The 16,025-nt window shown below is 65.3% G+C and carries 13 protein-coding genes; 12 read left to right on the top strand and 1 reads right to left on the bottom strand.

Going from position 1 to position 16,025, the window contains the following annotated elements; all coding sequences use genetic code 11:
• The first annotated feature begins 2 nt into the window (after nt 1-2).
• The 11 genes from murD to lpxC all read left to right on the top strand — a co-directional run bounded on the left by murD (nt 3) and on the right by lpxC (nt 12,306).
• Complete coding sequence (gene murD, locus NX782_RS06860) at nt 3-1,511, top strand: UDP-N-acetylmuramoyl-L-alanine--D-glutamate ligase (protein ID WP_258844690.1); 1,509 nt, start codon at nt 3-5, stop codon at nt 1,509-1,511.
• Entirely contained in the window at nt 1,511-2,734 is a 1,224-nt protein-coding gene (ftsW, locus tag NX782_RS06855; protein WP_258844689.1) for a putative lipid II flippase FtsW, read from the top strand. Before murD ends, ftsW begins: the two co-directional genes overlap by 1 nt.
• Nucleotides 2,731-3,819: an undecaprenyldiphospho-muramoylpentapeptide beta-N-acetylglucosaminyltransferase gene (gene murG / locus NX782_RS06850; RefSeq protein ID WP_258844688.1), complete on the top strand. Its 1,089-nt coding sequence runs from the start codon at nt 2,731-2,733 to the stop codon at nt 3,817-3,819. Before ftsW ends, murG begins: the two co-directional genes overlap by 4 nt.
• Nucleotides 3,816-5,225, top strand: a complete 1,410-nt coding sequence (murC, locus tag NX782_RS06845; RefSeq protein ID WP_258844687.1) for a UDP-N-acetylmuramate--L-alanine ligase — start codon at nt 3,816-3,818, stop codon at nt 5,223-5,225. The genes murG and murC overlap by 4 nt, the downstream gene beginning before the upstream one ends.
• Nucleotides 5,222-6,193: a D-alanine--D-alanine ligase gene (locus tag NX782_RS06840; RefSeq protein WP_258844686.1), complete on the top strand. Its 972-nt coding sequence runs from the start codon at nt 5,222-5,224 to the stop codon at nt 6,191-6,193. The genes murC and NX782_RS06840 overlap by 4 nt, the downstream gene beginning before the upstream one ends.
• Before the next feature lie 4 nt (nt 6,194-6,197).
• Complete coding sequence (locus NX782_RS06835; RefSeq protein WP_258844685.1) at nt 6,198-7,022, top strand: cell division protein FtsQ/DivIB; 825 nt, start codon at nt 6,198-6,200, stop codon at nt 7,020-7,022.
• A 16-nt stretch (nt 7,023-7,038) separates the two neighbouring features.
• Complete coding sequence (gene ftsA / locus NX782_RS06830; RefSeq protein WP_052233471.1) at nt 7,039-8,271, top strand: cell division protein FtsA; 1,233 nt, start codon at nt 7,039-7,041, stop codon at nt 8,269-8,271.
• Nucleotides 8,272-8,416: 145 nt separating this feature from the next.
• Nucleotides 8,417-9,622, top strand: a complete 1,206-nt coding sequence (ftsZ, locus tag NX782_RS06825) for a cell division protein FtsZ (RefSeq protein WP_258844684.1) — start codon at nt 8,417-8,419, stop codon at nt 9,620-9,622.
• Between the two features lie 250 nt (nt 9,623-9,872).
• Nucleotides 9,873-10,379 (top strand): peroxiredoxin, encoded by a 507-nt coding sequence (locus NX782_RS06820; protein WP_258844683.1) that lies wholly within the window; start codon nt 9,873-9,875, stop codon nt 10,377-10,379.
• 48 nt (nt 10,380-10,427) lie between these two features.
• Nucleotides 10,428-11,300: a DMT family transporter gene (locus tag NX782_RS06815; RefSeq protein WP_258844682.1), complete on the top strand. Its 873-nt coding sequence runs from the start codon at nt 10,428-10,430 to the stop codon at nt 11,298-11,300.
• A gap of 70 nt (nt 11,301-11,370) precedes the next feature.
• Nucleotides 11,371-12,306, top strand: coding sequence for a UDP-3-O-acyl-N-acetylglucosamine deacetylase (gene lpxC, locus NX782_RS06810; protein WP_258844681.1), 936 nt, complete (start codon nt 11,371-11,373; stop codon nt 12,304-12,306).
• 142 nt (nt 12,307-12,448) lie between these two features.
• Here lpxC and NX782_RS06805 read toward each other — a convergent pair whose 3' ends face one another.
• Entirely contained in the window at nt 12,449-13,156 is a 708-nt protein-coding gene (locus NX782_RS06805) for a DciA family protein (protein WP_308632851.1), read from the bottom strand.
• A 34-nt stretch (nt 13,157-13,190) separates the two neighbouring features.
• Between NX782_RS06805 and secA the strand changes: the two genes are divergently transcribed.
• Nucleotides 13,191-15,974, top strand: coding sequence for a preprotein translocase subunit SecA (secA, locus tag NX782_RS06800; RefSeq protein ID WP_258844680.1), 2,784 nt, complete (start codon nt 13,191-13,193; stop codon nt 15,972-15,974).
• Nucleotides 15,975-16,025: the final 51 nt, after the last annotated feature.

The raw sequence follows: 16,025 nt of genomic DNA, 5'->3' as shown, positions 1-16,025 counted from the left end.
CGATGAACTACGAAGGCAAAACCGCACTGGTACTCGGGCTCGGCGAATCGGGCCTCGCGATGGCGCAATGGCTCGCGCGCTGCGGCGCCCGCGTGCGCGTGGCCGATACGCGCACCGAACCGCAGCGCCTGTTCGCGCTGCGCCAGGCGGTGCCGGATGCGGACTTCGTGGCCGGCGCCTTCAATGCGGATCTGCTGCAAGGCGTCGACTTCGTCGCCGTCAGCCCCGGCCTGGCGCCGGAGCGCGAGCTGGCCGAACTCGGCCCGGCAGCCGCCGCCCGCGGCATTCCGGTATGGGGCGAGATCGAACTGTTCGCCCAGGCCCTGGCCGATTTGAAAACCACGCGCGGCTATGCCCCGAAAGTCATCGCCATCACCGGCACCAACGGCAAGACCACGGTGACGAGCCTGACCGGCCTGCTGTGCCGCCGCGCCGGTTTGACGACGCGCGTGGCCGGCAACATCAGCCCGGCGGCGCTGGACGTGCTGCGCGAAGTGTTGGACAAGGATGAGCTGCAGGATGGGCTACCCCAAGCCTGGGTACTGGAACTGTCCAGCTTCCAGCTGCACACCAGCTTCAGCCTGAACCCGGACGCCGCCACGGTCCTGAACATCACCCAGGACCACCTGGACTGGCACGGCAGCATGACCGCGTATGCCTTCGACAAGGCGCGCATCTTCGGCAAGGACACGGTCCGCGTGCTGAACCGCGACGACGCGACCGTCATGCGCATGACCAACCCGGACGCGCAAACGATCACCTTCGGCACCGGCGAGCCGGACGCACCCGGCAGCTTCGGCCTGGTGAACGAGCGCGGCGTGCTGTGGCTGGCGAACGCCAATCCGGCGGAAGAACCGGAAAAGAAACGCAAGAAAACTGAACCGGAAGAGCCGGCCGAACTGGTCGTCAACCGCCTGATGCCGGCCGACGCGCTGCACATCCGCGGCATCCACAACGCCTCGAACGCGCTGGCTGCGCTGGCCCTGTGCCGCGCCTGCGGCCTGCCGCTGGCGCCGCTGCTGCATGGCCTGCGCGAATACCAGGGCGAGCCGCACCGCGTGGAGCTGGTCGCGAATATCGAGAACGTCGACTACTACGACGACAGCAAGGGCACCAACGTCGGCGCCACCGTCGCCGCGCTGGAAGGCCTGGGCCAGACCTTCGGCGAGACCGGCCGCCAGATCCTGCTGATCGCCGGCGGCGACGGCAAGGGCCAGGACTTCGCGCCGCTCGCCGCGCCGTGCTCGCGCTATGTGAAGGCGGTGCTGTTGATCGGCCGCGACGCCCCGAGCCTGAAGGCCGCGATCGAACCGAGCGGCGTGCCGTGCTTCGACCTGCCGGACCTGCCGGCCGCGACCCGCCGCGCCGCCGGCCTGGCGAAATCCGGCGACGTGGTGTTGCTGTCGCCGGCCTGCGCCAGCCTGGACATGTTCACCAATTACGCCCACCGCGCACAGGTCTTCGTGGACGCCGTGCGTGAACTGGCGCTCGAGAAGGGGCAGGAGATCTGATGGCTTTCCAGATTCCCTTCAAGTTCGGCGGCAGTGCCAGCGACGCGAGCGTCGCGGCAAGCGCGCGGCCGTCGCGCATGATGGAGTACGACCAGCCGTTGGTCTGGGTCGTGGTCCTGCTGATGCTGTTCGGGATGGTGATGGTGTACTCGGCCTCGATCGCGCTGCCGGATTCGCCCAAGTTCGCCTACCTGGGCGGCAAGAACAGCTACTTCCTGCTGCGCCAGGCGATGTTCATCGCGATCTCGCTGGTGGGCGGCCTGTTCGCCTTCCGCATCCCGGTCGCGACCTGGCAGCGTCTCGCGCCCTTCATGTTCGTGGTCACCCTGATCATGCTGGCCCTGGTGCTGGTGCCCGGCGTCGGCGTGTCGGTCAACGGCGCGCGCCGCTGGCTGCCGATGCGCATCGGCCAGCCGTCCGAGATCATGAAGGTGGTGGCGGTGCTGTACGCGGCCGACTTCACGGTGCGCAAGCAGCAGTACATGCACAAGCTGACCAAGGGCTTCATGCCGATGGCCGCCGCGATGGCGCTGGTCGGCGTGCTGCTGCTGCTGGAGCCCGACCTCGGCGCCTTCGGCGTGATCGTCTGCATCTCGATGGGCATCCTGTTCCTGGGCGGCTTCAACATGATCTGGTTCGGCGGCATCGGTGCGATCCTGGTGCTGGTGTTCTCGAGCATCATCGCGCTTTCGCCCTTCCGCCGCGCGCGTATGTTCGCCTACATGAACCCGTGGGAAGAGGGCAATGCGCTGGACAAGGCGTACCAGCTGACCCACTCGCTGATCGCCTTCGGCCGCGGCGAGATCTTCGGCGTCGGCCTGGGCGGCAGCGTCGAAAAACTGCACTACCTGCCGGAAGCGCACACCGACTTCATCATGGCGGTGATCGGCGAAGAGCTGGGCCTGGTCGGCGTGATCGTCGTGATCGGCATGTTCTACTGGCTGGTCAAGCGTGCCTTCGACATCGGCCGCCAGGCGATCGCGCTGGAGCAGCACTTCGCCGGCCTGGCCGCGAAGGGCATCGGGATCTGGCTGGGCGTGCAGGTCTTCATCAACATGGGCGTGAACCTGGGCCTGCTGCCGACCAAGGGCCTGACCCTGCCGCTGATGAGCTATGGCGGTTCGGGCGTACTGTTCAACTGTATCGGCCTGGCGATCCTGCTGCGCATCGATTACGAAAACCGCGTCCGCATGCGCGGTGGCCGCCAGGGGATCAACAAATGAGCAAGCGTTTAATGATCATGGCGGCCGGCACCGGCGGCCACATCTTCCCCGGCATCGCCATTGCGCAATCGATGCGCGAGCGCGGCTGGGAAGTGAGCTGGCTGGGCACGGCCCACGGCATGGAAAAGGACATCGTGCCCAGGCACGGCATCCCGATGGACAGCATCGACTTCGCCGGCTTGCGCGGCAAGGGTCTGGGCCACACGGTCACCGGCGCCTTCAAGATGCTGGGCGCGTTTGCCGCCTGCCGCAAATTCATCGCCACCCGCAAGCCGGACGTGGTGCTGGGCATGGGCGGCTACGTGACCGTGCCGGGCGGGATGATGGCGCGTGCGCGCGGCGTGCCGCTGGCGCTGGTGAATGCCGACGCCGCGCTGCTGCTGTCCAATAAAACCCTGACCCCGATCGCCCAGCGCGTGCTGTTCGGCTTCCCGGCCGACTTCGGCAAAGCGGCCGGCAAGGCGGTCGTCACCGGCAACCCGGTGCGCAAGGAAATCCTCGAAATGCCGTCGCCGGGCCACCGCTTCGCCAACCGCAGCGGCCCACTGAACATCCTGGTGGTGGGCGGCAGCCTGGGCGCGAAAGTCCTGAACGACAGCGTGCCGGCAGCGCTGGCCCTGATTCCGGAAGGCCTGCGTCCGGTGGTGACCCACCAGTCGGGCAAGAAGAACATCGACGCGCTGCGCGCCGCGTATGCGAACGCCGGCGTGCAGGCCAATGTGGTCGACTTCATCGACGACATGGCGGCGGAGTATGCGAACGCCGACCTGGTGATCTGCCGCGCCGGCGCGATCACGGTGTCGGAACTGACGGCGGCCGGCGTGGCCAGCGTGCTGGTGCCTTTCGTCGCCAGCACCACCAGCCACCAGCGCGACAACGCGATCTGGATGGACAAGCAGAAGGCGGCGATTTACCTGCCGCAGGGCGAACTGAATCCGCAGCAGCTGGCAAAGCTGCTGCACGCCACTAGCCGCGAAGCCTGCCTGAAGATGGCGGAGGCGGCGCAGGCGGTCGGCCGACGCGACGCCAATGCGGCGATCGCCGCCGTTTTGGAAGAATTGGCCGGAAAGAGGGCAGAAGCGTGAAACACAAGATCAAGCACATTCACTTCGTCGGCATCGGCGGCAGCGGCATGAGCGGCATCGCCGAGGTGCTGCTGAACCTGGGCTATAAAGTGTCGGGCTCCGACCTGGCCTCGAACGCCGCCAGCCAGCGCCTGGCCGAACTGGGCGCCACGGTCTACACCGGCCACGCGGAACAGCACATCCGCGGCGCCGACGCCGTCGTCACCTCGACCGCCGTCAACGAAGCGAATCCGGAAGTCGTGGCCGCCCGCGCCGCCAAGGTGCCGATCGTGCCGCGCGCGATCATGCTGGGCGAACTGATGCGCCTGAAGCGCGGCATCGCCATCGCCGGCACGCACGGCAAGACCACCACTACCAGCCTGGTGGCGTCGGTGCTGGCGCAGGGCGGGATGGACCCGACCTTCGTGATCGGCGGCCGCCTGACCGCGGCCGGCGCCAACGCCAAGCTGGGCACCGGCGACTACATCGTGGCCGAGGCCGACGAATCCGACGCCTCCTTCCTGAACCTGTCGCCGATGATCGAGGTGATCACCAACATCGACGCCGACCACATGGACACCTACGAGCACGACTTCGAGAAGCTGAAGGCGGCGTTCGTGAACTTCACCCACCGCCTGCCGTTCTACGGCCGCGCGATGATGTGCATCGACGACGCCAACGTGCGGTCCATCCTGCCGCAGGTGACCAAGCCGGTGACGACCTACGGCTTTTCCGAGGACGCCGAAGTGCTCGCCATGGACGCCCGCGCCGACGGCACCCGCATGCGCTTCATCGTGCGCCAGGCCGGCTATCCGGACACCAGCTTCGTGCTGAACCAGCCGGGCATGCACAACGTGCTGAACGCCTGCTCGGCGATCGCGATCGCGCGCGAGATCGGCATCCCGGACGAAGCCACGGCCGCCGGCCTGGCCGAGTTCCGCGGCGTCGGCCGCCGCTTCACCCGCTACGGCGAGATCCCGCTGGCTTCGGGCGGCAGCTTCACCCTGGTCGACGACTACGGCCACCATCCGGTCGAAGCCCAGGTGACGCTGGCCGCGGCACGCGCCGCCTACCCGGGCCGACGCCTGCTGCTGGCCTTCCAGCCGCACCGCTACAGCCGCACGCGCGACCTGTTCGAGGATTTCGTCAAGGTGCTGGCGGTGCCGGACGTGCTGCTGCTGGCCGAGGTGTACGCGGCCGGCGAGACCCCGATCGTGGCGGCCGACGGCCGCGCCCTGGCGCGCGCGCTGCGCACCGGCGGCGACACGGAACCGATTTTCGTGGAGTCGATCGCCGACATGCCGGCGACGATCCTGAAGGTGGCGCGCGACGGCGACGTCGTGCTCACCATGGGCGCCGGCTCGATCGGCGGCGTTCCGCACCAACTCGTTGAGCAACAGAACCAGCTGCAAAAGGTAACAAAGTGAGCACTACCCTGACTCCATCCGACATCAAGGAACTCGGCAAGGTCGCCGTCCTGTTCGGCGGCCGCTCGGCCGAGCGCGAGATCTCGATCCTGTCCGGCACCGGCGTGCTGCAGGCCCTGCAGTCGAAGGGCGTGGACGCCCACGCCTTCGACCCGGCCGAGCGCTCGCTGGCCGAACTGGCCGCCGAAAAATTCGACCGCGTGTTCATCGCGCTGCACGGCCGCTACGGCGAAGACGGCAGCCTGCAGGGCGCGCTCGAACAGCTCGGCATTCCCTACACCGGCAGCGGCGTGATGGCGTCCAGCGTCGGCATGGACAAGATCACCACCAAGATCATCTGGCTGGCGAACGGCGTCTCGACCCCGAAGTACGCGGTCATCGACGACGACACCGACCTGGATAAAGTGGTGGCGGACCTCGGCCTGCCGCTGATCGTCAAGGCGCCGCTGGAAGGTTCGAGCATCGGCATCACCAAGGTGACCCGTGCCGACGAGCTGCAGGCGGCGGTCGAGCTGTCGCGCCGCTACGACGCGCGCGTGCTGGCCGAGCAGTTCATCGAAGGCCGCGAGTTCTCGGTGCCGGTGCTGGGCACGGGACCTTCGGCGCGCGCGCTGCCGATCATCGAGATCGTGGCGCCGGAAGGCAACTACGACTACCAGAACAAGTACTTCACCGACGACACCCAGTACCACTGCCCGGCACCGCTGGATGCGGCTGCTACCCTCGCGATCCAGCGCGAGGTCGAGAAGGCCTACCGCGCGCTCGGCTGCGAGGGCTGGAGCCGCGTCGACGTGCTGCTGCGCGAGTCCGACAAGCAGTTCTTCCTGCTCGAGGTGAACACCTCGCCGGGCATGACCGGGCACTCGCTGGTGCCGATGGCCGCGCGTGCCGAGGGCACCAGCTACGAAGACCTGTGCGTGCAGATCCTGCGCTCGGCGTCGCTGAAGATCGGCAAGGGGAAGGCATAAGAAGATGTGGCATGACGTGCGAGCCCTGAACGCAACCTCCGGCGCGATCACCGCGCTGGTGGCGCTCGCCTGTATCGCATCGGGTGTGTGGTGGATATCGCAGCGTCCGATGTTCACCCTGCGCGCGGTGCGTGTCGAGAGCATGTACGGCCTGGACCTGCAGCACGTGAACGAACTCACGGTGCGCAACGGCGTGCTCGGCAAGATCAAGGGGAATTTCTTTACCACCGACCTGGAGCAGGTGCGCGGCACCTTCGAGGCCGTGCCCTGGGTCCGCAAGGCCAGCGTGCGCCGCGAATGGCCGAACCAGCTGATCGTCCAGGTCGAGGAACACGAAGCGCTCGGCACCTGGGGCGAGGATGGACGCCTGCTGTCCGTGAAGGGCGACAGCTTCACCGCCAACCTGGCCGAAGCCGACGAGGACCATGAGCTGCCTGCTTTCGACGGTCCTCCCGGCAGCGAGAAGGAAGTACTGGCGCGCTTCGCCGAACTGCGCGGCCTGTTCGCGCCGATCCGCCTGGTGCCGACTTCGCTCAGCCTGTCGAAGCGTTACGCCTGGACGGTCCGGCTGGACAACGGCATGAGCGTGGAACTGGGCCGCGAACGCGAGCAGGGCAAGGACGGCATGAAAGCGCGCGTGGAGCGGCTGGTGAGCATCTATCCCCAGCTCGTGGCGCGCCTGCAGGAAGGGCGTATCGACACGATCGACATGCGCTATCCGAACGGGCTGGCGCTGTCGTCGTCGGCGCTGAACGTGCCGACGGACGCGACCAAGCCGGTCAAGGCAGCAAAGAAAAAAGCACCCACTAAAACAACAAAGCACACTTAATAGCAGGCGATACGAAATGACAAAAGACGCGAAGAACCTGATCGTCGGCCTCGACATCGGCACCTCGAAGGTGGTGGCGGTGGTGGCCGAGGTGATGGCCGATGGGCGCCATGAAGTAATTGGACTCGGCCAGCACGAGTCGAAAGGTTTGAAGAAGGGCGTTGTCGTCAACATCGAAGCGACCGTCGAATCCATCCAGCGCGCGCTCGAAGAAGCCGAGCTGATGGCCGACTGCAAGATCCGCAACGTGTACGCAGGTATCGCCGGCAGCCATATCCGTTCGTTCAACTCGAGCGGCATGGTGGCGATCAAGGACAAGGAAGTCACCGCGACCGACGTGGCGCGCGTGATCGAGACGGCGAAGGCGGTCAACATCCCGACCGACCAGCAGCTGCTGCACACCGTGCCGCAGGAATTCATCGTCGACAACCAGGAAGACGTGCGCGAGCCGATCGGCATGAGCGGCATCCGCCTGGAAGTGCGCGTGCACATCGTCACCGGTGCGGTGTCCGCCGTGCAGAATATTGTAAAGTGCGTGCGCCGTTGCGGGCTCGAGGTCTCGGACCTGATCCTGCAGCCGATGGCGTCGGCCGATTCCGTGCTGACCAACGACGAGAAGGAACTCGGCGTGGTCCTGATCGACATCGGCGGCGGCACCACCGACATCGCCGTGTTCAGCGATGGCGCGATCCGCCACACGGCCGTGATCCCGATCGCCGGCGACCAGATCACCAGCGACATCGCGATGGCCCTGCGCACCCCGACCGGCGAAGCGGAAGAAATCAAGATCCGCTACGGCGTGGCCAAGCAGGTGCTGGCCGATCCGGGCGAGACCCTGGAAGTGCCGGGCCTGGGCGACCGCGGTCCGCGTTCGCTGTCGCGCCAGGCGCTGGCCGCCGTGATCGAGCCGCGCGTCGAGGAATTGTTCGCGATGGTGCACCAGGTGGTGCGCGAGTCCGGCTACGAGGGCGTGCTCTCGTCGGGCATCGTGCTGACCGGCGGCTCGTCGATCATGCCGGGCATGATCGAGATGGCCGAAGACATCTTCCTGAAGCCGGCGCGCCTTGGCACGCCGGAGTATCGCGGCCAGCTGGCCGACGTGGTGCGCAGTCCGCGCTACGCGACCGTTCTCGGTCTTTTGCTGGAAGCGAAGAAGCAGTATCTGCGCGGCCATATCGTCACGCGCCAGGATGGATCGGTGAAAGCGGTGTGGCAGCGCATGAAGGAGTGGTTTTTAGGGAACTTTTAAGAATTTCAGCTACAAGTAGTTACGTTTTTATTGGTCAAGGCACGCAAATATTTTTACAATACAAGCGCGTTTCCAATCTGCAGGTTTGATCGCGAACGATGAGGTCTGCAGCTTGGGAACGGCACATTGAGATTAGGAGTTCATCATGGAGTTCGATATGGTCGATAACGCAGCACTGGGCACCGTCATCAAGGTCGTCGGGGTTGGCGGCGCGGGTGGTAACGCTGTCCAGCACATGATCAATAAAGGCGTGGCCGGTGTGCAGTTCATCGCCGCCAATACCGACGCGCAGGCACTCGCCGTGTCGAGCGCGCACAACGTCATCCAGATCGGCGAGTCCGGCCTGGGCGCCGGCATGCGTCCGGAAGTCGGCCGCCAGCTGGCCGAGCAGTCGCGTGCCCGCATCGAAGACGCACTGCGCGGCGCGCACATGGTCTTCATCGCTGCCGGCATGGGCGGCGGCACCGGCACCGGCGCCGCGCCGATCGTGGCCGAAGTCGCCAAGAGCCTGGGCGCGCTGACCGTCGCCGTGGTTTCCAAGCCCTTCTCCTACGAAGGCCAGAAGTGCATGGACGTGGCCGAGAACGGCCTGGCCGAGCTGACCAAGCACGTCGACTCGCTGATCGTCATCCTGAACGAAAAGCTGGAAGACATCTACGAAGACGAATCGATGCTGGACTGGATGAAGCATGCCGACGACGTGCTGAACAACGCCGTTGCCGGTATCGCCGAGATCATCAACGTGCCGGGCCACATCAACGTCGACTTCAACGACGTCAAGACCATCATGAGCGAGCAGGGCAAGGCCATGATGGGCACCGCGACCGCGTCGGGCGTGGACCGCGCGCGCATCGCCGCCGAGCAGGCCGTGGCATCGCCGCTGCTGGACGGTATCGACCTGTCGGGCGCCAAGGGCGTGCTGGTGAACGTCACCGCATCGCGCGGCCTGAAAGGTAAAGAGATCAAGGAAGTCATGGCCGCCGTGCGCGCCTTCGCCGCACCGGACGCCGCCATCGCACAGGGTATCGCCTACGACGACGAGATGGGCGACGAGCTGCGCGTGACCGTGGTCGCGACCGGCCTGGGCAAGAACAAGGCCAGCATCTCGCTGGTGCAGCCGCAGCAGATGCTGCACACCGGCACCTACGGCTCGCCGATGATGTCGGGCACCGCACCGGTCGCCGCAGGCAACGTGCGCATGGGCTCGATCAGCACGGGCAGCGCCGACGCCGGCATGAAGCAGCCGGCCGTGTGGCGCCGCGAGCAGGCCTCGGAGCAGGTTCGCGCGATGCAGAACAACGGCGTCGAGACCTACGACATCCCGGCGTTCCTGCGTAAACAGGCTGACTGAGCAAGCCGACTAATCGAAGAGCAAACTCCAGCCGGCTGACCACCGGCGCTCCATGATGCGAGGCCAGTACCGACCAAGCGGTACTGGCCTTTTGTTTTTTGTTGTCAAAAATCCGTTTCCAAAAACCGGGGTCAGACACCGAATTTTGGAAAGAGCCTCATGGACATTGCCAAAAATCGGTGTCTGACCCCGGTTTGCTGTGGATCAGGCATACTTGCGGGTTCCGAAATCACAACATGGAGTACCTGACATGACCATCCAGATCGGCGACCGCCTCCCGGAAGCCACCCTGTCCGAGTTCATCGAAACCGAAACCGAAGGCTGCTCGCTCGGCCCGAACAGCTTCAACACGGCCGAGCTCGCGAAGGGCAAGACCATCGCCATCTTCGGCCTGCCGGGCGCCTTCACCCCGACCTGCTCGGCCCAGCACCTGCCGGGCTACATCCAGCTGGCCGACCAGCTGAAGGCCAAGGGCGTCGACGAGATCTGGTGCGTGTCGGTCAACGACGCCTTCGTGATGGGCGCCTGGGGCCGCGAGCAGAAAGCCACCGGCATCGTCCGCATGATGGCCGACGGCAGCGCCGCCTTCACCAAGGCCCTGGGCCTGGAATTCGACCTGACCGCCAAGGGCCTGGGCGTGCGCAGCCAGCGCTACTCGATGCTGGTCACCGACGGCGTGGTCAAGCAGCTGAACCTCGAGAACGGCGGCGGCTTTGCCGTGTCGTCGGCCGAGAAGCTGCTCGAACAGATCGGCTAAGACGTGAAGGTCCGCAGCGCCAGCCAGGGCAGCAAAACCAGCAGCCGAATGAGCGGCAACGTCCGCAGCATCCAGGCGATGCTGGCGGCCGTGCTCATGTTTTCGATCATGGACACGATCATGAAGCTGCTGTCCGCCGAATTCCCGGCGATGCAGGTGGCGGCGCTGCGTTCCCTGGCCTCGCTGCCGCTGGTCTGCGTCTGGGTGGCCTGGCGCGGCGGCTTCGGGACGATGCTGCAGGTCCGCTGGCCGCTGCACCTGCTGCGCGCCGCGATCGGCATCGTCATGCTGTCGCTGTTCGCCTACGGTGTGCGCGAGCTGTCGCTGGCCGAGGCCTACACGATTTTCTTCATCGGTCCGATCCTGATCACGGCGCTCTCGGTGTTCGTGCTGAAGGAACGCGTGAACCGCGCGCGCTGGCTGGCGATCGCGATCGGCATGGCCGGCGTGCTGGTGGTGCTGCGCCCCAGCGGCGACGGCTTCCTGACCCTGGGCGGCCTGGCGATCCTGGTGGCGGCGGTGTGTTACGCGGTGTCGGCCGTGACCGGGCGGGTGCTGGCACGCAGCGACAGCAGCGCGCAGATGGTGTTCTGGCTGATGCTGATGATGGCCGTCGGCGCCACCGCGCTGGCGTGGCCGAACTGGGCGCCGGTCGAAGCGCGCCACCTGCCTTTGCTGGCCGGCCTGGCGATCAGCGGCTTCCTGGCCCAGTTGGCCCTGACCGAAGCCTTCAGCCACGGCGAAGCCTCGGTGGTGGCGCCGTTCGAGTACACGGCCCTGGCCTGCGGCATCGCGATCGACTGGGTGTTCTGGCAAACCTTGCCCGACCAATACACCTTGATCGGTGCGGCAATCATCATCGGCAGCGGGCTGTACCTGATTCGCCACGAAACTGCGCATGCAGAGGCCGAACATCCCTGAAAACGTGGTGTTCCTGCCAAATGAAAGGCGGGCGCCAGCGAAGCCAAAGACCCTCCTATATAATCGAGGGATGCTCAAACAAAGAACAATCAAACAGCTGGTGCGCACGACAGGTGTCGGCCTGCACTCGGGTACCAAGGTCGAACTGACCCTGCGTCCGGCTGCCGTGGACACCGGCATCGTCTTCCGCCGCGTCGATCTCGACCCCGTGGTCGAGTTCCCGTCGAATGCGGAAATCGTCGGCGATACCCGCATGGCTTCGGTCCTCAGCAAGGACAATGCGCGCGTCTCGACCGTCGAGCACCTGATGTCGGCCTGCGCCGGCCTCGGTATCGACAACCTGTACGTCGACGTCACCGCCGAAGAAATCCCGATCATGGACGGCTCGGCCTCGTCCTTCGTCTTCCTGCTGCAGCAGGCCGGCGTGCAGGAGCAAAGCGCGGCCAAGAAGTTCATCCGCGTGCTCGAGCCCGTCGAGGTCCGCCAGGGCAGCGGCAACAACGAGAAGTGGGCCCGCCTGACCCCCTACGACGGCTTCAAGCTCGACTTCTTCATCGAATTCAACCACCCGGCCGTCGATGGCACCATGCAGCGCGCCGAGGTCGACTTCGGCAAGGTCTCCTATGTGCACGACGTCGCCCGCGCCCGCACCTTCGGCTTCATGCAGGACGTCGAAAGCCTGCGCGGCATGGGCCTGGCCAGGGGCGGCTCGCTGGAAAACGCGATCGTGATGGACGAGTACCGCATCCTGAATGCGGACGGCTTGCGCTACGAAGACGAATTCGTGCGCCACAAGATCCTCGACGCGATCGGCGACCTGTACCTGGTCGGCTACCCGCTGCTGGCCAGCTACGAAGCGCACAAGTCGGGCCACGGCCTGAACAACCTGCTGCTGCGCGAGCTGCTGGCGCATCCGGAAGCCTACGAGATCGTCACCTTCGAACAGCAGGAGCGCGCGCCGGTGTCGTATGGCGCGCAGATGGAGCGGGAGTGGGCTCTCACGTAAGCGTCGTCCCCGCAATAACACCGTCGTCCCGCGAAGGCGGGGACCCAAGTTTGTTTGCGTAGCGGTAGCTTGAAACGATAGTGATAGGCGCCGAACTTGGGTCCCCGCCTGCGCGAGGACGACGAATCGAGCGGTAACGGTGCTATTTATTCTTCCGCTTCTCCGCCAAGCGCTTGATCGCCGCAATCAGCGGCGCATTCTGCGGCGATGCCGGCAAGGCGTCGCCCAGTTCCTCGAATGCCTGCACCGCCGTCGGCGGTAGTTCCAGCGAAGACGGTTTCAGGCTTGCCGAGTCTTCCACCGGCAGCGCGCGTCCCACCTGGATCTTGATCTTCACCGCATCCACCTGCCAGCCTTTTTTCTGCAGCGCCGCCTGCAGCTTCGGCGCCTGCTGCTTGAGCTTGGCGGCGACGGCGGAGGAGGGCACGGCCAGCGTCAGCACGCCTTCCTGGACCGACAGCGCCTCGCAGTTCGCGTACATCGGCGGCAGGATCAGCCGCACATCCTTTTGCAGCTTGGCCATGCGCGTCGCCGCCGGCAGCAGCGCGGCCAGGCGGTCGTTACGGCGCAGAAAATCGGTCGCTTCGATCGAGGTACGGCGGATCTTGGTGCCGTAGATATGGTAGGGAGGCTTGGGAGACTGCATGGCTTGGAACATACCACAGCCGGGCGGTATGCTCATAAGGAAACGTATCGGACGGATGTCATCGAGTGCAATTTGATAACATTCTTTGTCCGCCTGCACTTGTGATCCGCCCGCCAATCCCCAAGTGTGGCCGGATCGCATGATAAAATCAGTGGCTTTTTGCCATAGGCGGTCTTCGGCGGATATTATTTTGATATCATCCATGGCTTTTTCGCGGCGTACTTTTTAAGAACACAGCATGTCATTCCTGACCAAGATTTTCGGCAGCCGTAACCAGCGACTGCTCAAGCAATACCAAAAAACCGTGCGCGAGATTAACGCGCTCGAGCCACAGATGGAAAAGCTGTCGGACGCCGAACTCAAGGCAAAAACCCCCGAATTCAAGGAAAGGCTCGCGGGCGGTGCCACGCTCGACGACATCCTGCCCGAGGCGTTTGCGGTCTGCCGCGAAGCGGCCAAGCGCGTCATGAAGATGCGCCACTTCGACGTGCAGCTGATCGGCGGCATGGTCCTGCACTACGGCAAGATCGCCGAGATGGGCACGGGCGAAGGCAAGACCCTGATGGCAACCCTGCCGGTCTACCTGAACGCGCTGTCCGGCAAGGGCGTGCACGTGGTGACCGTCAACGATTACCTGGCGCAGCGCGACGCCGACCAGATGGGCCGCCTGTACGGCTGGCTCGGCCTGACCACCGGCGTCAACCTGTCGCAGATGGATCACGACAGCAAGCAGAAGGCCTACGGTTCCGACATCACCTACGGCACCAACAACGAATACGGCTTCGACTACCTGCGCGACAACATGGTCTACGACGCGAAGGAACGCGTGCAGCGCGGCCTGAACTTTGCCGTGGTCGACGAGGTGGACTCGATCCTGATCGACGAAGCGCGTACCCCGCTGATCATCTCCGGCCAGGCCGAGAACCACACCGACCTGTACCACAAGATCAATGAAGTCCCGCCGCTGCTGACCCTGCAGATCGGCGAAGAAACCCCGGACGGCAAGGGCAAGGTCGAAGTCCCGGGCGATTACACCAAGGACGAGAAGGCGCACACCGTGCTGCTGACCGAGGCCGGCCACGAGAAGGCCGAAGCCATCCTGACCAAGATGGGCCTGCTGCCGGAAGGCGCTTCGCTGTACGACGCCGCCAACATCACCCTGATCCACCACCTGTACGCGGCGCTGCGCGCCCATGTGCTGTACCACAAGGACCAGCATTACGTGGTGCAGAACGGCGAAGTGGTGATCGTCGACGAATTCACCGGCCGCCTGATGACGGGCCGCCGCTGGTCCGATGGCCTGCACCAGGCCGTCGAAGCCAAGGAAGGCGTGCGCATCCAGAACGAGAACCAGACCCTGGCCTCGATCACCTTCCAGAACTACTTCCGCATGTTCACCAAGCTGTCCGGCATGACCGGTACCGCCGACACGGAAGCCTACGAATTCCAGGAAATCTACGGCCTCGAGACCGTGGTCATCCCGCCGAACCGCCCGTCGCAGCGCAAGGACCGCCAGGACCAGGTCTACAAATCGGCCGAGGAAAAATACGGCGCGATGCTGAACGACATCCGCGACTGCTACGAGCGCGGCCAGCCGGTGCTGGTCGGTACCACCTCGATCGAGAACTCGGAGCTGCTGTCCGGGATCCTGACCAAGGCGGGCCTGCCGCACAACGTGCTGAACGCGAAGCAGCACGCCCGCGAGGCGGAAATCATCGCCCAGGCCGGCCGTCCGAAGATGATCACCATCGCCACCAACATGGCGGGCCGCGGTACCGACATCGTCCTCGGCGGTAACGTCGAGAAGCAGATCCAGTTCATCGAAGCCGACGAGTCGCTGTCGCCGGAGCAGAAGGCCGAGCAGGCCCAGAAGCTGCGCGACGAATGGCAGTCGCTGCACGACCACGTGGTGGCGCAGGGCGGCCTGCACATCATCGGTACCGAACGCCATGAGTCGCGCCGCGTCGACAACCAGCTGCGCGGCCGTTCGGGCCGTCAGGGCGACCCGGGCTCCTCGCGCTTCTACCTGTCGCTCGACGATCCGCTCCTGCGCATCTTCGCCGGCGACCGCGTGCGCGCGATCATGGACCGCCTCAAGATGCCGGAAGGCGAACCGATCGAAGCCGGCATCGTGACCCGTTCGATCGAGACCGCCCAGCGCAAGGTCGAGGCCCGCAACTTCGACATCCGCAAGCAGCTGCTCGAATACGACGACGTCGCCAACGACCAGCGCAAGGTGATCTACACCCAGCGTAACGAGCTGCTGGAGTCGGTCGACATGTCCGAGCTGATCGCCAGCCTGCGCACCGGCGTGTTCACCGATGTGGTGCGCACCCACGTGCCGGCCGAATCGGTCGAAGAGCAGTGGGACATCCCGGCGCTGAGCCGCGTGCTGGCCGACGAGTGGGCGCTGCCGGTGCCGCTGGCGCAGATGCTGGAAGACGAGCCGAACCTGAACGACGACGACATCCTCGAGCGCGTGCTGGCCGCCGCCGACGAGTCGTACAACAGCAAGGTGGCGATCGTCGGCAAGGAAGCCTTCGGCGGCTTCGAGCGCAACGTCATGCTGCAGAACATCGACACCCACTGGCGCGAGCACCTGGCGGCGCTGGACCACCTGCGCCAGGGTATCCACCTGCGCGGCTACGCCCAGAAGAACCCGAAGCAGGAATACAAGCGCGAAGCCTTCGAGCTGTTCGGCGCCATGCTGGACCAGATCAAGAACGAAGTGATCCGCACCATCATGACGGTCCGCATCCAGACCCGCGAGGAAGTCGAGGCGGCGGAAGCAGCGATGCAGGCAGCCTCGGCGCACCTGGAAAACATCAACTACCAGCACGCCGACTTCGACCCGACCGCCGCGCCGGAAGAACTGATGGCACCGCAGGCGGCCACCGCCGGCGCCACCGCGGTGAGCGACGATCCGGCCACCACCTACATGGGCATGAAGGTCGGCCGCAACGACCCTTGCCCTTGCGGCAGCGGCAAGAAGTTCAAGGCTTGCCACGGCAAGCTGGCGTAATCTGCCGGATTGCGGCAAACAGAAAGGCTCCCCGCGGGGGAGCCTTTTTTA

Origin of the sequence: Massilia norwichensis, assembly GCF_024753245.1 — a bacterium.
GTDB lineage: Bacteria > Pseudomonadota > Gammaproteobacteria > Burkholderiales > Burkholderiaceae_D > Telluria > Telluria norwichensis.
This window is presented reverse-complemented; position numbering and strand designations above follow the sequence as displayed.